Below are 21,490 nucleotides of genomic sequence, written 5' to 3'. Positions count from 1 at the left end.
GCCGGACGCGCCGATTTATTAAATCACTTTGGTTTTGGAAGCGATAAACGGTGCTTGTTTGTCTCCGGTAAGCACGCGGCCGCGATTGATGAACACGTCCTTGTCGAGGATAGCGTTCTCGATGATGACGTTCTCTTCAATTTCGCAGTTTTGCAGGATAATACTGTTTTTCACGTAGGCGCCTTTGCGAATCTTCACCCCGCGGAACAAGATACTGTTCTCTACCTTCCCTTCGATCATGCATCCGTTAGCGATCAAAGCGTTACGGGCGTGGGCGTTCTCGGCATACCGTGCCGGCGGTTCGTCCTTCACCTTCGTATAAATGAGATTGCGCTGGAAGAACAACTCTCGCCACACCTTCGGGTTGAGCAGCTGCATGCTGTGCTTGTAATAGCTTTGGATCGTATTCACAATACCTGTATACCCTTGATGGTGATACGCGTAAACGCTTAGTTTATCGATATTTTTCATAATGCCGTCGCGCACGAGATGATCGTAGCCTTGCGCCAGGCAAGATTCCACCATATCGAGCAGCAGCTCCTTGCTCATGATGTACATCTCCATGGAGATGTTGTCGGTGCGCAGCCGCCCGGACTGGTCCTCCATCAGCGTGACTTTTCCGTCATCCTTGACGGCCATCCGGCGGAATTTGGCGTATTCGGTTTCTTCCGCTTTCTTATAGACAACGGTAATGTCCGCATTTTTTTCCAAATGGTAATCGAGCACTTCGTTAAAATCGATATTGCACACCATATGAGAGCGGGTGATGAGCACATATTCCTCGCGTCCGCGGTAGAAATAATCGCGATGGTTGTAAAATTGGAACAAATCGCCGCGCGCCATACCGGTCGTCTCGTGCAAAACCGCGGGGAGAATGAACAAACCGCCGCGTTTGCGGTCCAAATCCCATTCCTTGCCGGAGCCGAGATGGTCCATCAGCGACCGGAACTTGTGCTGCGTGAACACCGCAACGTTGCCTATGCCGGAATTGACCATATTGGACAAGGCAAAATCGATCATGCGATAGCGGGAGCCGAACGGTACCGATGCGACGCAGCGCGAGTAAGTCAGCTCCTCCAGTTCATCCGGTTCGTTCACCAAGTTGATTACGCCCATCAAACGTTTCATACGCCCGTCATCCTTTCACCGAGAACGAAGTGTTTTTGCCAATGTACTCGTTGCTGCCGATTAATACGATGGATTCGTCGCCTTGCCCCTCCGGACTGCCGACGACCGCACCGTCCTCGATGACCGTTCCTTCGCCAATAATCGCTTTGTGGATACTCACATTGCTGCCGATCTTCACGTTCGGCATAATAACCGAATCGCGGACAAGGCTGCCTTCGCCCACCTGAACGCCATAGAACAAAACAGAGTGATCGACTTCCCCGAACACCGCGCAGCCTTCGTTGACGAGCGAGCGTCTGACCTGTGCGGTCGGCGCGATGTACTGTCCCGGCTGGTACGGATTGACCGAGTAGAAGCGCCATTCGCGATCGTTCAGATTAAACTCGGGCTCATCCTCAAGCAAATCCATATTCGCTTCCCACAAGCTTTGAATCGTGCCGACGTCCTTCCAATACCCGTCGAACGGGTAAGCGAACATCTTCTGTTGATCCCGCAGCATCGCCGGTATCAAATCTTTGCCGAAGTCTTTGCTTGACTCCGGATCCACTTCGTCTTTGATCAAGTAAGACTTAAGCACCTGCCAGTTAAATATGTAAATGCCCATCGAAGCCAGGTTGCTCTTCGCTTCCTTCGGCTTCTCGGCGAATTCGGTAATCCGCTGCTCCGCATCGGTGCTCATGATGCCGAACCGGCTCGTTTCTTCCCATTTCACTTCAATGACGGCGATGCTTGCGTCCGCGTCCTTGCTCTTGTGGAAGTCGAGCATCAGGTCGTAATCCATCTTGTAGATGTGGTCGCCGGAAATGACGAGCACATATTCCGGGTCGTATTGATCGATGAACGGAATATTCCGGTAGATGGCATTGGCCGTTCCTTTATACCAATCCCCGCCGCTTTGCTCCATATACGGAGGCAGGACGGTTACCCCGCCGTGCTTACGGTCCAAGTCCCACGGCGTGCCGATGCCGATGTACGTATTCAGTACGAGCGGTTGATATTGCGTAAGCACGCCCACGGTATCGATTCCCGAGTTCGTGCAGTTGCTTAGCGTGAAATCGATGATGCGGTACTTGCCTCCGAAATGCACCGCCGGTTTGGCCAACTGTGTCGTCAGCACGCCCAACCGTCTTCCTTCGCCTCCTGCAAGCAGCATGGCTACACATTCTTTTTTACGCATCGGTTTGACCCCTTCCCCGCTTCGCATTCGTTGCTTTACGATTGACAATCTTGATCGGTTTGAAAATGACCGTGGCCAGCGGAGGCAGCGCTACATGCAGGCTGTCCGGATGACCATGCCACGCTAACGCTTCCGTCTTCAGCCTGCCGGGGTTCAGCTTGCCTGAACCGCCGTATTCGCCGGCATCGCTGTTGAATTGCTCGACATACTCTCCAGCGAACGGGACTCCGATTCGATATTTCGCATGGTACACCGGCGTAAAGTTGGTCACGATGACAAGCGCATCCTCCGGCTTGCGCGACTTCCGCATAAACGTCGTGACGCTTTGCGCCGCGTCGTTCGGGTCGATCCAGGCGAACCCATCGGGCGAGTGGTCGAGTTCCCACAACGCCGGCTCGCGCAAGTACAGATGATTCAAGTCGCGTACATAACGGTGCATGCTGCGATGGCTGTCATAAGCCAACATCTCCCAATCGAGATCCTCGAGATCCTTCCATTCGTCGAATTGGCCGAATTCCCCGCCCATGAACAGCAGCTTTTTGCCGGGATGGCTCATCATGTAGCCGTATAAGGCGCGAAGATTGGCAAACTTTTGCCAGTAATCCCCGGGCATTTTATTTAATAACGATTTCTTTCCGTGCACAACTTCATCATGAGACAGCGGCAGCACGTAGTTTTCGGAGAAGGCGTACATGAAGCTGAACGTCAATAAGCGATGACTCCCGCCGCGGAAGTACGAATCGGTTTCCATATACTTGAGCATGTCGTTCATCCAGCCCATGTTCCATTTGTAATTGAAGCCAAGTCCGCCTTCGTGCACCGGAGCGGTGACAAGCGGCCAGGCGGTGGAATCTTCCGCCATCATCAGCGCGTTCGGATAATAACTGAACACCGTATGATTCAGCTTCTTCAAGAATTCGATGGCATCCGGATTCTCGTCCCCGCCATGGGCGTTCTTCACCCACTGATCGCGCGGCTTGCCGAAATTAAGATAAAGCAAGCTTGCGACCGCATCCACGCGCAGCCCGTCAATATGGTACGCGTCCATCCAGAAAAGCGCATTGGAGATTAAAAAATTCACAACTTCACGTTTGGAAAAATCGAAGGTCAGCGTGCCCCATTCCGGTTTCTCGGCCAGGCCCGGATCGTTGTACTCGAAGAGCGGTCGCCCGTCGAACTGGCGAAGCCCGTGCTCGTCTTTGACGAAATGGCCCGGCACCCAGTCCATAATGACGCCGAGACCGGCGTTGTGGCAGCAGTCGACGAAATACATGAACTCGTGCGGCGTACCGAATCGGCTGGTAACCGAATAATACCCGGTAGCCTGATACCCCCAGGATCGGTCGTAAGGATGCTCGGCCAGCGGCATCAGCTCCAGATGGGTGTACCCCATATCCTTCACATACGGGACGAGCTCATCAGCCAGTTCGCGATACGTGTAATAGGCGCCGTCCGGCTTCTTTTTCCAGGTGCCCAGATGTACTTCGTAGATGTTAAGAGGAGATTCGTAGACGGAAGCGCTCTGCTTCCGGTCCTGCCACGCTTGATCCGACCAAGCGAAATCGCCCAGATCGAATACGCGCGAGGCGGTGCCCGGCTTCAGCTCGGACCAAAAAGCGTACGGATCGGCTTTATACAGGAGCGTCCCGTCGGGGGTAAGGATTTCGTACTTGTAATACTCGCCGGGTCTGACCCCGGCAATGAACGTCGACCAGACGCCCCAAGTGCTCACCTTATGCATCGGATGTCTGGTTCCGTCCCACTCATTAAAGTCGCCGACAACGCGAACTTCACTCGCGTGAGGGGCCCATACGGCAAAACGGACGCCGACGGTTCCGTCCCATTGCGTGACATGAGCGCCGAGAAGCTTGTAGCTCCGATGCAAGTTGCCTTCATGAAACAGATACAAGTCCTCCGGACCGGGGATTGCGGTGTTCAAAGTAGACATCCCCCTCAAATAAAGTATTCTGTCACTATTACACAAATACTACATGACAGCTAGAAAATCCTTTCCGTTTAGTAAAAATCTTCTAGAAATTGTTTCGAGTCCCTGCCGGATGGCGAATAGCGGGAATGGAGGAGCGGTGTTGGAGGATGGGGACGGGCTGCCCGATGGATGACGAACGGCGGACAAACGACGAAAACCGTCATAGTTGGCGTGAAGAAACCCGTTGTTGGGTTTCGGCTGTTTTTCTTGCGATTTTTTTCGCGCAGGTACTGGCATAAACCATCCAACCTCGGTTAAAATACAGAGGTTTGGAGAGGAGGTGTCACAACATGATGCAGCAGAACAACGAACAGAAACCGGAACTCAAACCGACCGTGATTTGGAAATGCAGGGATGCCTCCTGTAAAGCCTGGGTTCGGGAAGATTTCGCGACCGGCACTTACCCTCCTTGCCCGATTTGCAAAGGAGAGACGATTCGAAGCTATAAACATTTACCGGCGGTGGCGATTAAAAAACCCAGAAAATCAAAAAAGGTCTCCCCTTAGTTGACGGGAAGACCGGGAACCAGCCTTATTTATTTGTTCTTCGATTTGTTGCTTGATTCCGCTACTTCGGAGTCCTGGTTGTTGCCTGGTTGGGACTTTTTACCATTGTTATTGGCGTTGTCACGAGACATACCTGTTTGCCTCCCTTCGATTCGATGATCCCCTTCAGTATTTCCTCTGCCCAAGAGGGCTATTCGAGTGGAATTGCGTCTCTCCTTCATGTAAAATAGATAGAATGGCGCAAGCTTCGCAGCGGTTGACGCATGACCTGAAACTTGCCATACATATGAGAACGCAAAGGATGGACGAAGACGCATGTATGCAGCTCAAGATTGGAAAGATTACGAAGTGATCGATACCGGAGACGGAGAAAAGCTGGAGCGCTGGGGGACGGTCGTTCTGCGCAGGCCTGACCCGCAAATCATTTGGCCTCTGATCAAAGAAACGGGCGAGTGGCGCCAAGCGGACGCGCATTATCACCGGAGCTCGAGCGGCGGCGGCCAATGGGAGTACAAGAAGCAAATTCCGGAGCGGTGGACGATCTCGTATCGCAACCTCTCTTTCCACATCAAGCCGACCGGCTTCAAACATACCGGACTGTTCCCGGAACAAGCGGTCAACTGGGCGTGGATGATGGATAAAATTCGCGGCGCAGGCCGTCCGATCCGCGTGTTGAACCTGTTCGCCTACACCGGCGGCGCCTCGGTTGCCTGCGCGGCGGCCGGAGCCGAGGTTTGCCACGTGGACGCTTCCAAGGGCGTCGTCCAGTGGGCCAAGGAAAACCTGCAGCTGTCCGGCCTCGGCGACCGCCCGGTACGCTTCATCACCGACGATGTATTCAAGTTCGTGCAGCGGGAGCAGCGCCGCGGAAGTAAATACGATGCGATCATTATGGACCCGCCTTCCTACGGACGCGGCCCGAACGGCGAAACGTGGAAACTGGAAACCAACTTGTATCCGTTCGTTGAATCTTGCATGAGCATCTTAACGGACAAGCCGTTGTTTATGCTGATCAATTCGTATACGACCGGCATCTCGGCGTCCGTGCTCAAGAATGTGCTGTCGCTATCGCTTGGACGCCGGTACGGCGGCACGATCACCTGCGGCGAGATCGGACTTCCGATTACCGCTTCCAAGCTGATGCTGCCGTGCGGCATTCTGGGACGCTGGGAGGCTTAACGAATGGCCGGTGTTCCCTCTATCCCCGTGTTATATGAAGACAATCATGTGATTGTCGTCATCAAACCGCCGAACGTGCCGACACAGGAAGACGATTCGCGGGATCCGGATTTGCTAAGCTTGATTAAAGCGGACCTGAAGGTCCGGCACCGAAAGCCGGGCAACGTGTATCTCGGTCTGGTGCAGCGGCTTGATCGTCCCGTAGGCGGAGTGATGGTGTTCGCCAAGACGTCGAAAGCCGCCTCCCGGCTATCCGATGCGGTACGGACGCGGACGATTCGCAAGCAGTATCGCGCCGTCGTGAACGGCAAACCGAAGGAACCAAGCGGAACGCTGCGCCACCATCTGCTGAAAGATTCACGCACGAATATGGTTAAGGTCGTACCGGCCGACAAGGAAGGCGCCAAAGAGGCGATTCTCGATTACCGGATCGTCGGCTCTCAAGACGGCCTGTCGCTCCTCGAGATCGAGCTGCATACCGGCCGGCCGCACCAAATTCGGGTGCAGTTCGCTTCAATCGGCTGCCCCTTGGTCGGCGACCAGCGCTACGGCGGCGCTTCGGCAGTCCCCGGCCAGCAGATCGCGCTCTGGTCGGTAAGCCTTGCGTTCGAGCACCCGGTAACGAAAGAGGCGCTGCGCTTTCATTCGCAGCCGCCGACAGCCTATCCGTGGCTGCTGTGGGAGCAACGGTAGCTCGATGTCTGCGCCGCTCCGCTCGCGGTTCTGACCCCTGAAAAATAAACACATACCTAACGAGGTATGTGTTTATTTTTATAGAATTGTTCCATCAGATTCGAGACAACCTCACATTTAATGGGCTTACTTATGTATTCATCCATGCCAGCGGCTAAACATTGTTCGCGATCGCCATTCAGCGCATTGGCGGTTACGGCGATAATGTAAGGGCATCGTTCCGGCGGCAGCGATGCTTTTATCGATTTTGTGGCTTCCAGACCGCTCATCACAGGCATTTGAATGTCCATAAAAATAAGATCATAGGTCTCGCGGGCGACAGCCTGGATCGCCTCTTCGCCATTCTCAACAATGCTGGCGCGATAACCGAGACTTTCCAGAATCCTTTGCAGGACCAGCTGATTGATGACGTTGTCTTCTGCAATTAAAATGTTCAGAGGCTGTCGAACATAATTATCCTCCTCTATAGACGGATGCTGCTGCAGCGACTCCTTATCGCCTTCCGCCTTAACCATAACCGTAAATACAAAGGTTGCCCCGGGTCCATGCGTAGGCTCAATCCATATTTCCCCGCCCATCAGATCGACGAGCCTCTTGCTAATCGCCAGGCCTAACCCGGTTCCTTCCGGTTTGCGGTTCAAGAAGTGATCTATCTGGTAAAAGGGCTCAAACAACCGATGGATCTTATCTTCCGGTATGCCGATTCCGGTGTCCCTAATCATAAATTGAAGCTGCACCTGATTCCGGGCTTCCATTACTTTCTTCACGGAGATGGTGATTCCGCCGCTATACGTGAACTTGATGGCATTGCTGATCAAATTCAACAGCACTTGCCTCAGCCTGTTCGAATCTCCGATAACGGTTTGAGGAACTTGGGGATCGATGAATACAGTCGATTCCAAATTTTTTGCAAGCGCTTTTGAAAGCAGGACGTCAAGCGTCTCGGAAATATTGTCCTGCACACTAAAAGGCTCTTCCGCCAGTTCCGTCTTGCCGGCTTCAATTTTGGAGAAGTCCAGAATATCGTTGATCAGGGCTAGAAGTGTATGTCCGCATTTGCTTATGATTTCGACATACTCTTGTTGTTGAGCGTCGAGATCCGTCGTTTCTATAAGCAGGTCTGTCATCCCGATAACACCGTTCATGGGCGTGCGGATTTCGTGACTCATCATAGCTAAAAACTCGCTCTTTGCTTTATTCGTGCTTTCCGCCGCTTCCTTTGCGATTAACAGCTTTTTCTGTTCGGTTATATCCTTGGCAATAATATAATAGCCAACGGTTTCCCGATTGATGATGATGGGGGCAATGGTTGTTATCAGCTCCACGACATGACCGGCTTTATGTTTGAATTTATCAATGTGTTTTTCTGCGAATGTATGGTTAGCGGAATCTAACAATATTCTTTCCAGATTGCGGACCCCAATGAAGGCTGCAATCTTCATGCCGATCATCTCATGAACACTATAGCCGGTCAGCTGTTCGGCCCTTACATTTGTGTTCGTGATCTTGCCGTTCAAATCAAATGAAATGACAGCATCGTGGTTATATTTTTTTAATGAGGTATATCGTTCAATGGTCTCTTGCAGTTTTAATTCGATAGTTTTACGTTCGGTAATATCCTGGATAATTCCTTTTACGATCAGGGGACGACCGTGATCATCAAATGAAACAGATACGCGAATATGCAAATATTTGGTCGAGCCGCCAGGGTTCAATTGACGAAATTCCGAGCTGAAATCATGACCTTGGAAGGCTTGTTCCATGCAAGCTGCAAACCGCTGCCGATCGTCCGGATGAATCAGAGACGCAACATCGCTTGGAAGAAGTTCATTTTTGTTCAGGCTGAATATTTCATAAGCTTGATCCGATAATGAAAGTTTATTGCAGGAGATATTCCATTCCCAGCTTCCCACCAGCGCAATGCGCTGTACCTCGGCAAGATTATCCTCGTTTCTCTTTCGTTCTGTTATATCGCGGGCAATCCCCAAAATTTTTTCGATTTGGCCGTGCTCATTCCTGATCGTTCTAAGCGTGGATTCAAACCAGATATAGCTGCCGTTTTTATGACGCACCCGGTAGGTAATGACATCGTTATCGGATAGAGACATCGTCCGCAATTTTTCCAGGTCGTCAGGATGATAAAAGGCAGGGCTGCTTTTTCCAATAACCTCTTCCGGCTCGTAACCTAGTATTTCGCGAATGGAGGGGGAAATATATCGGGTTATTCCATCCGGCGTGTTGTACGATATAATGTCTAATGCATGTTTCGTTATCAGATTGTACAATTCCTCTGTTGCAAGCAATTTCTGTTCGGCAGCTTTTTTCTCAGTAATGTCAATAATATGGGAAATGAAATAGAGGGGAGTTCCATGCGGTTCTTCGCGAACAAGCGAAACATGCAGGGACGTCCAGAGCTCGCTGCCGTTTTTTTGGACATACCTTTTTTCCATTTCGCGATTGGATGAGCCCCCGTCCAGCAGCTCATCGATGAAATCGTCCGTCCTTTGCAAATCATCCGGGTGGGTGATGTCCCTAATGGTAAGCTCAAGCAATTCTTTTTCCGAATAACCCATAATTTTGCATAAAGCGGGATTCACCTTAATCCATGTTCCGTCCATGGACACCAAGGCGATGCCGATTGGAGCAAAGGTGTATGCTTGCTCAAAATAAGTATGGTGATCCAGTTGTATGTTCCGCATACAAAGATCCTCCCGTTCAAATGTAGTACGTTATATTCAGGCCGAATACGAAGTAGACCTCCTCGCCATGTCGGCACGGGAGGTCTACTTCGTATTCGGCATTCGTATATATACAAGGGCACAACTGTTAGGCGTTCGCCACTTTACCGAGCAAATACACGAGCAGTTGCTGATTGTGCGATGAAATCCGGCTTAAATATTGCTGCAGAAACTGTTCGCGGACTTGCACGCCGCGTTCACACTCCGTCCGTCCGTGCTCCGTTAAGATTACCCAAACAATGCGCCGGTCTTTCTCGTCCCGCTCGCGGGCGATCAAGCCGCTCTTCTCCATCCGATCCAGTAGCGTTGTAATCGCCGCAGGCGTCGTGGCCAAATAATCGATAAAATCGGACGGCTTCATCTTCGTCTTACCGGCGACCTGCAGCAGCTCGAGCACGGTTAATTGACCTTCTGTCAGCGAAGGCGCCAGCTCTGTTTCCATATGCGTGCGGAGGTCTTTGGACAATTTCCACCATAGTTTGGCGAATTCTTGAGTTATCACTACCATCACTCCCGAGAATCCTATCGTTTTCCTTATTATAACATCTCTTCCTGTCCAATAAAAGGTTAATCACCTAAATATTTTATGACATGAAACGATAAATTCGGGTACCATTTGACGGGCTTCAACATATCATGCAGCAGAGGGCGATCGCCCATAGGGGCAGCTTGTCAATCCTTGTAGCAAGGAGGAACATTATGGAGGACTGGAAAACAAAAATTGGAGAAATCGCTTTGCATAAAGGCATCATTAAAGACCCACACTGGCTGGATCGCTTGGACGATCCGATGCCGGTGTGGGCCGTGTTGGAGCTGATGCTTGAATTGTTGGAACGGGTGGAACCGACGTACTCGAGTTACGATTAATCCGTCACGTAATTTTTAGCAGATCGACGATCCAATCTTTCTTGTCCAGCGCGATCATCTGCTTCCCTGACGACTTTCGCTCATCGATCGGCGTTTGCTCCGTGGAGAAAGTCGCTTTCTCCCCCGAGTTTAGAATAGCGGTCAAGTCGAACGGTTCTTTTACTGTAAACGCGCCGAGCAGCATGGAACCGTTCGGTTTCACACGCTTGCCTTCTTTGAACTCGAAGGTGAGAATCCCCTTGCCCCCGCGTCCTTGAACCGGATAATCGGCGACGAGCGAGCGTTTGGCGTACGCAAGCTCTGTCACAACCACCACTTCGCCTTCATCGCCTTCCACCAAATCGGCCGCAACCACTTCGTCGTCTTCCTTCAACGCGATGCCGCGAACGCCCGCAGCCGCCCGGCCCATCGGGTTTACTTCCTCTTCTTTGAAGCGAATGGCCATTCCCTGCTTCGTAATCAGCAGGACGTCCTTCGTTCCCGTACTGAGCAGCACGTTCAACAGCCCGTCCTGTTCGCCGACCTTGCACGCCACGATTCCGCTCGAGCGGTTGGTCGCGTAATCCTTTAATTCCGTACGTTTGACCTGGCCTTTGCGCGTAAAGAACAGCAGCGACTTCCCGGGCTCGTCGAAATCTTTCAACGGAATCACGTTCACGATTCGGTCGTCCTTCGGGATCGGAATGACGTTGACGATCGCCGTTCCGTTTTCCTTCCATTTGTACTCCGGAATCTGATGGACGGGAAGCAGGAAGTACTGCCCTCTTTGCGTGAAAATGAGCAGATTTTCCAGCGTGTTCACGTCGAACAAATGCCGGAGATAATCGCCTTCCTTCAAGCCCGTCTTATCGATCTCGCCGCCCGAGCGGATAAACGAAAGCTTGCCCGTCCGTTTAATATACCCGTCTCTGGACAGCGTAACGAACACGTCTTCCGCCGTTACCATGACTTCGAGATTGACCTTCAGCTCTTCAACCTCGTCCTGAATGACCGAACGCCGGTCGATGCCGTATTTATCGCGAATTTGCGAGAGTTCGTCCTTGATAACGCCCAGCAGCTTTTTCTCGCTGCCCAGAATGCTCTGCAGGTAAGCGATCGTCTTCTGAACTTCCTTCAGCTCTTTCTCAAGCGAATGGATCTCCAGATTTGTCAATCGGTACAGCTGCAGCGTAAGAATGGCGTCCGCTTGCCGCTCGGTGAAACCGAACATCCAGACCAAGTTGTTCTGCGCGTCTTGGCGGTTCTTGGAAGCCTTGATCGCGGCAATCACTTCGTCCAGTATATTCAATGCTTTCACGAGGCCTTCCAGCACGTGCCCGCGGTCCTCGGCCTTCTCCAGCTCATACTTGGTGCGGTGGGTAACAACTTCCTTCTGATGCTCGATATACGCCTGGAGCATATCCAGCAAACCGAGCTGCTTCGGCGTTTTGTTCACGATCGCGACCATGTTGAAGTTATACGTGATCTGCAGATCCGTTTTCTTCAGCAAATACGCCAAAATCCCCTGCGCATCGGCATCCTTCTTCAGCTCCACGACGATTTTCATGCCTTCGCGGCCGCTTTCATCGCGCACCTCGGCGATGCCCTCGATCTTTTTCTCCAGCCGTATATTTTCCATCGCGGTCACGAGCCGGGACTTCACCACTTGATACGGAATCTCCGTAATGATGATTTGCTGCTTGCCGCCGCGCAGCTCCTCGATCGCTGTCTTTGCCCGCACATAAATGCGGCCGCGGCCCGTACGGTACGCTTCGCGTATGCCTTCCGAGCCCATAATGATGCCTCCGGTCGGAAAGTCCGGACCTTGGACGAACATCATAAGCTCCTCCAGCGTACTGTCCGGGCGGTCGATCAGCGAGATGCAGCCGTTAATGACTTCCCTCAGGTTATGCGTCGGAATTTCCGTGGCGAAGCCCGAGGAAATACCGCTGACGCCGTTAACAAGCAAATTCGGATAACGCGAAGGCAGCACGACCGGCTCCTTCGTCGTGTTGTCGAAATTGTCTTTGAACAGCACGGTCCGCTTATCGATGTCCCGCAGCAGCTCCATGGCGATCTGCGACAGCCGGGCTTCCGTATACCGCATCGCGGCCGCCGGGTCGTCGTCCATCGAGCCCCAGTTGCCGTGGCCGTCTACGAGCACATGCCCCATCTTCCAAGGCTGTGCCATCCGCACCATCCCGTCGTAAATGGACGAGTCGCCGTGCGGATGATAGTTGCCCATCACATCCCCGACCGTCTTGGCGGACTTGCGGTATGTCTTATCCGGCGTGTTGCCGGCATCGTACATCGCATATAAAATCCGCCGCTGCACCGGTTTCAGGCCGTCGCGTACGTCGGGTATGGCGCGGTCTTGAATAATATATTTGGAATACCGGCCGAAGCGGTCGCCGACAACCTCTTCGAGAAAGGCCGGCAAAAAGTTCTCAAGTATGCTCAACTTGCTGCCCCCCGTTTATTCTTCATATTCCGTGAAGTCGACGTTCTCGATAATCCAGCGTTTGCGCGGATCGACCTTGTCGCCCATGAGCGTAGACACCCGTCTCTCGGCTTTGGCCGCATCCTCGATCTGCACCTGAAGAAGCGTGCGGGTCGCCGGATCCATCGTCGTTTCCCACAGCTGATCCGGGTTCATCTCGCCGAGTCCTTTATACCGCTGAATCTCAACGCTCTTGCCGAGCTCCTTCATGAGCGCTTGCAGCTGCTCGTCCGTCCAGGCGTAACGCACTTCGCTGGATTTACCCGATTTCTTGGTCACTTTGAACAGCGGAGGCTGGGCAATATACACCTTGCCGGCGTCGATCAACGGCTTCATGTAACGGTAGAAAAACGTAAGCAGCAGCACTTGAATGTGCGCGCCGTCGGTGTCGGCGTCGGTCATGATGATGATTTTGGCATAATTGCTTTCGGAAACTTCGAATTCCGGTCCGACACCCGCGCCGATAGCGGCGATAATCGCCTTGTACTCGTCGTTCTTCATGATGTCGGCCAGCTTCGCCTTCTCGGGATTCATCGGCTTGCCCTTGAGCGGCAAAATCGCCTGATGCTTCGAATCGCGTCCTTGCTTGGCCGAACCGCCTGCCGAATCCCCTTCGACGATAAACAGCTCGTTGCGGGTATAATCTTTGGACTGCGCGGGCGTCAGCTTGCCGCCGAGGTTCGAGCTCTCGCTCTTGCCCTTCCTGCCGCTGCGCACTTCCTCCCGCGCCTTACGGGCCGCCTCGCGCGCACGGGCCGACTGGATAGCCTTCTTCATGATCATTTGCGCGACCTGCGGGTTTTCCTCGAGAAACACAGCCATCTTATCGGACACGACCGCGTCGACCGCGCTTCGCGCCGAGGCGCTGCCGAGCTGATCTTTCGTCTGTCCGACGAATTCGACCTCGCCCATCTTGATGTTGATGACTGCCATCAGTCCCTCGCGCAAATCCTGACCGTCGAGATTTTTCTCCTTCTCCTTGAGCAGTCCAGCTTTCCGCGCGTAATCGTTCATAACGCGCGTATACGCCGTCTTGAATCCGGTTTCGTGAGTACCCCCGCCGCGCGTCGGAATCGAGTTGACGAACGAAGCGAGCGTCTCCGTGTAGCCGTCGTTGTACTGCAGCGCTACTTCGACCTCGATCTCGTCGCGTTCCCCCATAAAATGAATGACGTCGTGCAGCACGTTCTTCTCTTCGTTCAAAAACTGGACGAACTGACTCGCGCCGCCCTCGTATTGAAATACGTCCTCTTTATTGTTGCGCAGGTCGTTCACCGTTACTTTCAGACCCGAGTTCAGGAACGCGATCTCCTGCAAACGTTCAGATAACGTATCGTAATTGATCGTCGTGCCGCCCTGAAATACCCGCTTATCGGGCTTGAACGTCACTTTCGTGCCGGTTTTGCGCGTATTGCCGATCACTTCAAGACCGGTTACGGGCTCGCCGACATGCTCTTTCCCGGTATCGTCAACCCAATATTCAAACCGCTGGCGGTGCACTTTGCCCTCGCGGTAAATTTCCACTTCGAGCCATTCGGACAGCGCGTTCGTCACGGATGCGCCGACGCCGTGCAAGCCGCCGGATTTCTTGTATCCGCCGCCGCCGAATTTACCGCCCGCATGCAAAATTGTAAACACCACCTGCGGTGTCGGAATGCCCGTTTTGTGCATACCGGTCGGGATGCCTCGGCCGTTATCCTGCACCGTCACCGATTGGTCCTTATGTATGATCACATCGATTTGCGAGCAGTGCTTGGCCAAGTGCTCGTCCACCGCGTTATCCACGATCTCCCAGATCAGATGATGCAGACCGGACGTCGTGGTGCTGCCGATATACATCCCCGGGCGCTTGCGCACCGCAACGAGTCCTTCGAGCACCTGAATATCGTCCGCCCCGTAATCCGCAGGCGCCGCCGTTGTATTTCCAAACAAATCGAGTTGTTCCGTCATCGCAGCCTCCCAAACAACACAGCACGAGAAATCAAAGTTTCGCTGAGTTTTCATTAGCCGAAGGTGACGAACTTGGACCGCTTGTCCATTTCTGCCAAATCGTCCAAGTATGCTTTCAGCTAACATGCATTATAACATTTGAACGGATTAGTTCAACACATCTTTTTTCGTGAAAACGGCAAATGATACGAGGATCGACAACGCGACCCAGACACTGAGCACCGTTAACGAAAACGGCAGGTCCATCCCTTTGATGGGTGGAAGACCGCCGGTCAAGTAATCCGTCAGGTCAAGATTGACCATAAATAAATATTTCGCCGTCTCCCACGAGGAGACCATGCTTGTCAAGATCGTGCCGGAAATTAGCACCGCCAGCATGATGCCCATACCCGCCGCCGTGCTGCGGACGAGCACGGAAATCATCATCGTCATGATCGCCACGGCAACGGCCGCAAACCAGACGAGCCCCAGCTCAAGCAGCAGGTAAAACCACTGCTCCACCACGCGAACGCGGGAGAAATCGACGTCCGTTCCCGTCACCGAGAAGCCGAGCAGCCGCGGCATATCCCATCCCCCGTAACCGAAGAAGAGCCCCGAGATCAAGTAGCTGAGCAGCGCTGTGGCCACGACGACGACGGAAGTGAACAAGATGAGCGTGATCAGCTTGCTGAGAAGCACCCGCCACCTGGGCACCGGCCGCGTCAGCAGCAGCTTGATCGTCCCGCTCGTATGCTCGCCGGAGACGATATCGGCGGCGATGACCATGACCATCAGCGGAATAAACAAGCCGACGGCGTTTTGAACGAACGTTACTGTAAAGGTTACCCCGTTCGGCGAAGCGGGATTCACATCTTTATCCAAATAGTATTGGGCAAGCTTCACTTCAACCTGCAAACGCTGCTTCCACTCCTCCGGAAGTCTCGCGCTGCCGAGCCTTTGCGTGTAATCGCGCACCTTCTGACGCTGCTCCACGCGCCAGTCGGTCGTGCCGAACTGCTTCTGATTGTTTTGCGCCACTTTCATCTGGGCGTAGGTGAACATCGGAATGATCGCCGCGAGGATGAGCAGCACGACGAGCAGCCGTTTCTTTTTGACCATCTTGATGCTTTCGTTCATCACAAGCCCGTACAAGCTAGCCAATGCGCTCACCCTCCGTCACTTTCAAGAATAAATCTTCCAGCGTCGGAAGCTTGATTTCGATGCCGTGCAGCTCAACCCCCGCTTCAATCAGACGCTTGGACAACAGCGGGATATCGTCCGGGTTCATCTGCATGGCGATCCTCGCCGGCTGCTCGTCCGAACCCGCATCTGCGCTCAGACCCGGCGTGTCCGTACCCGCGCCGTGCGGCTCCAGCACCTGCAGCGCCTTGCCGGCCGGCCGCACGCTCCAGACGACCCTGCTCGCCGATTCGTCGACGAGCGAAGACACTTCGCCAACCTGCAGCACCTCGCCGTGGCTTATAATCGCAACGCGGTCGCACAGCTGCTGAATTTCGCTCAGCAGGTGGCTCGACACGAACACGCTTAGTCCCGTCCGGGCGAGGCGGCGAATAAATTCGCGCAGCTCCTTGATGCCTTGCGGATCGAGACCGTTCGTCGGCTCGTCCAGGATGAGCAGCTTCGGATCGTTCAACAGCGCCTGCGCAATACCGAGCCGCTGCCGCATGCCGAGCGAGTATGTCTTCACCTTGTCGCGGATGCGCGCGTCCATGCCGACGATCTCCACTACCTCGCGGATGCGCTTCTCCGTCACCCCGGGAAGCATGCGGGCGAAATGCTCCAGGTTCTCCCAACCGCTTAAATACGGGTACAGCTCCGGATTTTCGACGATACAGCCGACGTACTGCAGCGCTTCCTCGTGCTGCTTGAGCACGTTGTACCCGCAGATGTGAATCTCGCCTGCCGTCGGCTTGATTAAACCGACCAGCATCCGGATCGTCGTCGTTTTACCGGACCCGTTCGGGCCCAAGAAACCGAAGATTTCACCGGCACGAACATCGAACGAAATGCCTTTGATAATAAGCTTGTTCCCGATCTTCTTCTTAACCCCTTCCACCGACAAGACGATGTCGGCGTCCCTGCCCTTGCTCGTCCGCTCCGCCATGACCCTCTCTCCCCCGTTTACTGTAAAATGTCCGCGATCCTCTCGGCAATACGCTCATAGCCTTGCTGGTTCGGATGAAAATGATCGGTGTATAAATATTTCGAGCCCTGCAGCTCGAATAAATCGTACGTCGGAACGACCGTTACATTCGGGTAACGGCTTGCGATTTCGAAAGCGGCCGTATTCCAGCGCTGGATGATCGGAGCGCCGGCACGGTCTTTATCGATGTCGAGAAAAGGATGATACAGCCCGACGTACAAGACGCGCGCATTCGGATTCGCCTTGCTCACCCGGTCGATGATCTGCTCCAGCCGCTGGAGCGCCTCCGGCATCCGCGTGAGTGCCGCTTGCGGGTTGAACGCTTCACCCAGCTGAACGTCGGAGCCTGACGGGACGGGCGCTGCAGTCCGGTCCTCCGTTCCTTCGCCTGGGTTCGCTTCATCAGGCTTGGAGGCTTGGCCGGCTTGGCTGTTCGGCGCGTTGAAGATGCCTTCGCCGCCTTGAAATAAATCGTTCCCGCCGATCGTGAGCAGAACGAGATCCGATTCCGAAATCGACCTCGCGATGTCCTTCTTGGCCTCCCAATCCTTCAACAAATCGGTCGTGCGGAACCCCGGAATCGCAAAATTGTTATAAACGTACACCGGTTTGCCGAGTCGCTGCTCCAGCTTGTCCCGTACGCTGCGCACATACCCTTTGCCCGTAATATCCCCCGTACCGGCGGTTAACGAGTCGCCGAGCGCTGCGATCCTTATCTGCGTTTTCGCTTCCCAGGCTTGACCGGATTGTGGTTCGGATGGCGCCGCCGCCCCTTCATTTGCAGCGGGTGCAGGTACGGTACCGACAAAACCGGTGCCTACCCCTGAAGCCGCTTGCGGGAATATGATTTGATTGACGGCATACGCAAAGCCGGCAGCGCATACCGCTGTGGACAGAAGCGCCCCGAAGCCGACGGAACGCCATAACCAGCGTGTAGAGCTCATGCTTCTCCCCCGATCCCATGTCTAATTTTGTCACAGCATCCACTATACTTTTTAGAGTAGCCGTTCATTGACCGATTTGCAAATGTACGGACTTATGCCTATGCTGTATACTACTTGTATAAGGTGCGGACAGAGAAAGTCAGGCAGAAATATAGGATGGTGTATAGGGCCGGAATGAACTAACATGCCCAAGGGGGATTTATAGCGGCGGAGGTCCTGCGGGTCAACTCAAATATTTCATCGGGTTTTGCTGGGAACCGTTCTTAATAATTTCAAAGTGCAGATGGACGCCCGTTGAATTTCCGGTGCTTCCCATCACGCCGATTTTTTCGCCTTTGGTGACGAATTCGTCCTTCTTGACTTCGATTTTGCTTAAATGTCCGTAAAGCGTCTCATACCCGTTCCCATGGTCGATCACAATGCAATTGCCATATCCGCTCTTCCAACCGGCATAAACGACCTTGCCGCTGTCGGACGCCATAATCCCCCGCTGCTCGGACACAAAATCGGTGCCGTTGTGCGACTTGCCCCAGCGCAGCCCGAATTGGCTCGTCACTTCGCCCCGCAGTACGGGCATGGCGAACTTGCCGGACCCGGCGCCGGCAATCACTTTCGTACCTTGTTTGACGACGGTTTGCACCGGCGCTTCCAACAACTCCTCGCCTACGGTCGATTGTTCCGTAAACCGCCCGTTCACATGGATCGATTGAACCGTCACCTTCTTAAGCCCGGGCTTGCCTTGCGATACAATTTGAATGACGCCGGCCCTCAGGCTGTCATCCTTCTCATAAACGACGCCGCTGGGCACCTTCCTCTGTTCGGTGCGCAGCTCGGTCGTTTTGACCGTAAGCAGCGGCTGTTTCACTGTAATCGCAAGCTTCTGCCCGACGCGGATCAAATCGCGTTTAATTTCCGGATTGTTCGCCCGAAGCGTCTCGAGCGGGATCGCAAACTTCTGGGCGATTAAGGACAAGCAGTCGCCGCGCTCCACCGTATACGTTTGCGCTTCGTAGGCCCCTGATAATATGCGTTCCTTCACTACGTCGGAAGCCTCGACCTTCCCGGGCTTGACGAGCGTCTCGTTGATGCTGACGTCTTGGACGAACGTACCGGTTGTCCGCGCTTCGGCTGCGGCAACTGCGGAATCCGGGGAGGATCCGACGAATTCGGCGGATAACGCCCGCACTCTTTTGTTCTTCCCGTCCGGGGACGGCAGGAATGGAGCTTTAATCTGCTCCAGCAGTTCGGCGGCCGCAGCTACATCTTTCACAACCCCGACCGATTTGCCGTCAATGCGGATTTCCGCAGCAAAGAAATAAAACACGATTCTGTCTTTCAGCGCGGCAATAACGGCTTCGTTATCGATAACACCGTGAAACGTTTCGTTGCCCACGAAATGAAGCCTCTCCATATTCGAGGTTACCCGTAAATTCGGCTGTTGGCGTTCCATTTCCTCGTAACGTTCGTTCTTCCACCTTTTCACCACATCGGGATCCGAGACGGTTCCCATCAGCTGTTCGTCCAGAAACACATCATAGCGCGGAATGCTTTGCGCCTTGATAAACCACCGGCCTGACAGCACAACGGTGACAATGACAGCAAAGGCCGTGACCCATTGAATCGTTCCTAACGTACGCTTCCACAGACGTGTCGAGTTCTTCAACGTCTCTACCTCCCTGAAATTTACGTTCTTCGCGCTCCCGGGCGGGTGTGCTCCGCATCCCCACATGTATATGAGACCTTGCGTCGAAAAAGACAAAAAAATACCCCCGACTTCGCCGTAAGGCTAGAAATCGGAGGTTTGGACGGCCCGCCACCCGGATTAGCTCGGCGGCAAATACTGCAGCAGGCGGCTATGCTTTTCTTTCAACGCTTCCAAGTCAAGCTTCATGTCGAGCGCCTCAAGCAGCCCTTCGGCCTGCTCTTCAAGCGCCGTGCGCCATTGCCCCGCCAGCTCGGCGATGACGCTGCGCAATTGATCGGCGTAAGCCTCCTCCAGCCGGGCGGCTTGCGCTTCCGTAAAGCGGCGCATCGGATCGTTCAGCTTCGCTTCCAGCTCCTTGCGCAGCTGTGACTTGCCCTCTCCTTCGAAAAACTGCTTCGCATTCTTGAAGAAGGACGCCAACCACTTCGTCTGCACCTCGTCCGCCAGCAGCGTGTCCGTCAACTCCGGCGTACGCAGCTTGAACGGCTGCACATCGGCAGGCTCGAATGAAGGAATTTCCGTACGTATCGTCTCCGTCCACGAGTCAGCCGCCTGCTTCGCCATCCGGTTGATCTTGTTCTCGATACGCAGCGTCGTGGCCAAAATCTCTTGGGACAAATCGAAGGAGATCATCCGGCGCAGGTCTTCCCAAGCCGATTGCAGCACCACTTTGGCGTCGCGCGGGTCTTCACGGAACAGCGAAGGGTTAAACGCCACGTTGAACAATTCGCCGAAACGGTATGAAGATCGCTGCTTGACATAATACAGCAGCTCCTCGATTTCCTTGCCGAGCTCCCGGACGTCAGCCTTATCGGCGTCCTGCTCCAGCCGGGCGGCGCTCGTTCGCAGGGCGCTGCGCAGTTCTTCCGCCTGCTTGGCCCGGTCGGCCGCATCGCTCTTCGCGCTGTTGATCCAGCGCTGCAGCGTGTCCGCCGCGCGGCGGATGTCCGCTTCGCCGGCTCTGACCGCGATGTCGGTCAGTTCCCCGAAGGTGAAGCGGACGAAGTCCCGCTCGAAGCGAACGATGCCCGATTGCTCCGTCGTCTGCGGATCGCCGTTCTGCTTGCCTTCCAGGGCGTAATAACTGGAGAGCGGATAAATGCGCGGATGGCGAATGCCGTGTTGAAGCAAATTGCTTTCGACATGACCGACGACACCTTCCAGCTCCTCCGCCGAGGAAGCGAGGTCGGCGGCGTTGACGATGAAAAACATTTTATCCAGTTCGAAGCTGTCCTTGACCCGGCCGAGCTGCAGCAGAAATTGCTTGTCGGCGTGGGAGAACGCATGGTTGTAATACGTGACGAACAGAATCGCGTCCGCGTTCTTGATATAGTCGAAGGCGACGCCGGTATGACGTGCGTTGATCGAGTCCGCTCCCGGCGTATCGACCAGCACGACGCCCTGCTCCGTCAACGGGTTCGTATAATATAATTCGATGAGTTCGACAAAGCACGATTTGGATTCGTCCGCGGCGTAACCGCCGAATTCATCCGATGTGATGCGCAGCTCCTGCCCGAGGAAATCGCTCATGCCGCTCCAGCCCTGCTGAACGGCACGGAGAAACGCATAATGCGGCTTGCCCTTGCCCGGAATCCGGTCGGCCTTCAACCCGCCGATCGCCTGCAGCGCCTGTTCGATCGTAACGGCCTTCTCGCCAAGCACCTCGAGCGAGTACAACACGTCGGCGATCAGCCGGTCGCGGCTCTTCATGCGCACTTTGGCCGTTCCGTGCGGCCAGCCCGCTTCCGGATCGGGCGGCATGATTTTGTTGATCGCCGCCGTCGTCGGATTCGGCGAAACGGGCAGCACCCGTTCGCCGATCAACGCGTTGGCGAACGACGATTTGCCTGCGCTGAAAGCCCCGAACAGCGCGATCGTGAAGCGGTTGCCGGCAAGCCGCTCCGCCTTCTCCAGCAGCGAACGGCGCAGCGACTGCACCGCCGCAACGTCCGCGAGCTCGCCCGCGGCGAGGCGCAGCCGCTCGGCCGTCTCGC

The 21,490-nt window shown here is 54.3% G+C and carries 16 protein-coding genes; 4 read left to right on the top strand and 12 right to left on the bottom strand.

What is annotated here, in order from left to right; translation table 11 throughout:
* Positions 1-18 precede the first annotated feature (18 nt).
* From glgD to glgB, 3 genes are read right to left on the bottom strand one after another with little or no spacing between them, the layout of a single operon-like run.
* A complete protein-coding gene (glgD, locus tag PVA01S_RS19285; protein ID WP_164751902.1) occupies positions 19-1,128 on the bottom strand; it encodes a glucose-1-phosphate adenylyltransferase subunit GlgD in 1,110 nt (369 codons plus the stop codon).
* A 7-nt stretch (positions 1,129-1,135) separates the two neighbouring features.
* Entirely contained in the window at positions 1,136-2,305 is a 1,170-nt protein-coding gene (locus PVA01S_RS19280; RefSeq protein ID WP_127608930.1) for a glucose-1-phosphate adenylyltransferase, read from the bottom strand.
* On the bottom strand, positions 2,298-4,253 hold the full coding sequence (gene glgB / locus PVA01S_RS19275) for a 1,4-alpha-glucan branching protein GlgB (RefSeq protein WP_174817602.1): 1,956 nt from the start codon (positions 4,251-4,253) through the stop codon (positions 2,298-2,300). Before glgB ends, PVA01S_RS19280 begins: the two co-directional genes overlap by 8 nt.
* A 329-nt stretch (positions 4,254-4,582) precedes the next feature.
* Between glgB and PVA01S_RS19270 the strand changes: the two genes are divergently transcribed.
* From PVA01S_RS19270 to PVA01S_RS19260, 3 genes are all read left to right on the top strand, one after another.
* Complete coding sequence (locus tag PVA01S_RS19270; RefSeq protein WP_127608928.1) at positions 4,583-4,798, top strand: cold-inducible protein YdjO-related protein; 216 nt, start codon at positions 4,583-4,585, stop codon at positions 4,796-4,798.
* A 315-nt stretch (positions 4,799-5,113) separates the two neighbouring features.
* Positions 5,114-5,977, top strand: a complete 864-nt coding sequence (locus tag PVA01S_RS19265; protein ID WP_054800273.1) for a class I SAM-dependent methyltransferase — start codon at positions 5,114-5,116, stop codon at positions 5,975-5,977.
* Between the two features lie 3 nt (positions 5,978-5,980).
* Complete coding sequence (locus PVA01S_RS19260; RefSeq protein WP_127608927.1) at positions 5,981-6,670, top strand: RluA family pseudouridine synthase; 690 nt, start codon at positions 5,981-5,983, stop codon at positions 6,668-6,670.
* 56 nt (positions 6,671-6,726) lie between these two features.
* Here PVA01S_RS19260 and PVA01S_RS19255 read toward each other — a convergent pair whose 3' ends face one another.
* Positions 6,727-9,369, bottom strand: coding sequence for a PAS domain S-box protein (locus tag PVA01S_RS19255; RefSeq protein ID WP_127608926.1), 2,643 nt, complete (start codon positions 9,367-9,369; stop codon positions 6,727-6,729).
* A 127-nt stretch (positions 9,370-9,496) separates the two neighbouring features.
* Entirely contained in the window at positions 9,497-9,916 is a 420-nt protein-coding gene (locus PVA01S_RS19250; protein ID WP_155615343.1) for a MarR family winged helix-turn-helix transcriptional regulator, read from the bottom strand.
* Between the two features lie 191 nt (positions 9,917-10,107).
* Between PVA01S_RS19250 and PVA01S_RS26760 the strand changes: the two genes are divergently transcribed.
* Positions 10,108-10,275, top strand: a complete 168-nt coding sequence (locus tag PVA01S_RS26760; protein WP_164751901.1) for a hypothetical protein — start codon at positions 10,108-10,110, stop codon at positions 10,273-10,275.
* Between the two features lie 4 nt (positions 10,276-10,279).
* Here PVA01S_RS26760 and gyrA read toward each other — a convergent pair whose 3' ends face one another.
* The 7 genes from gyrA to PVA01S_RS19215 all read right to left on the bottom strand — a co-directional run.
* The gene (gene gyrA / locus PVA01S_RS19245; protein ID WP_127608925.1) at positions 10,280-12,715 is read right to left on the bottom strand and encodes a DNA gyrase subunit A; all 2,436 of its coding nucleotides are present in this window, start codon (positions 12,713-12,715) and stop codon (positions 10,280-10,282) included.
* Positions 12,716-12,730: 15 nt separating this feature from the next.
* On the bottom strand, positions 12,731-14,704 hold the full coding sequence (gene parE, locus PVA01S_RS19240) for a DNA topoisomerase IV subunit B (RefSeq protein WP_127608924.1): 1,974 nt from the start codon (positions 14,702-14,704) through the stop codon (positions 12,731-12,733).
* 147 nt (positions 14,705-14,851) lie between these two features.
* Positions 14,852-15,844: an ABC transporter permease gene (locus PVA01S_RS19235; protein WP_054798116.1), complete on the bottom strand. Its 993-nt coding sequence runs from the start codon at positions 15,842-15,844 to the stop codon at positions 14,852-14,854.
* Positions 15,837-16,808: an ABC transporter ATP-binding protein gene (locus tag PVA01S_RS19230; RefSeq protein ID WP_054798117.1), complete on the bottom strand. Its 972-nt coding sequence runs from the start codon at positions 16,806-16,808 to the stop codon at positions 15,837-15,839. Before PVA01S_RS19230 ends, PVA01S_RS19235 begins: the two co-directional genes overlap by 8 nt.
* Positions 16,809-16,825: 17 nt before the next feature.
* Positions 16,826-17,791, bottom strand: a complete 966-nt coding sequence (locus PVA01S_RS19225; protein ID WP_127608923.1) for a GDSL-type esterase/lipase family protein — start codon at positions 17,789-17,791, stop codon at positions 16,826-16,828.
* Positions 17,792-18,014: 223 nt separating this feature from the next.
* Entirely contained in the window at positions 18,015-19,454 is a 1,440-nt protein-coding gene (locus tag PVA01S_RS19220; protein WP_164751900.1) for a M23 family metallopeptidase, read from the bottom strand.
* 159 nt (positions 19,455-19,613) lie between these two features.
* Positions 19,614-21,490, bottom strand: a 1,877-nt coding sequence (locus PVA01S_RS19215) for a dynamin family protein (protein WP_174817601.1), incomplete at its 5' end; no start/stop codon positions are given.

The organism is Paenibacillus validus NBRC 15382 (genome assembly GCF_004000985.1).
Taxonomy (GTDB): domain Bacteria; phylum Bacillota; class Bacilli; order Paenibacillales; family NBRC-103111; genus Paenibacillus_G; species Paenibacillus_G validus.
Note: the sequence above shows the minus strand (reverse complement) of the source record. Positions and strands in the feature narration are given on the sequence as shown.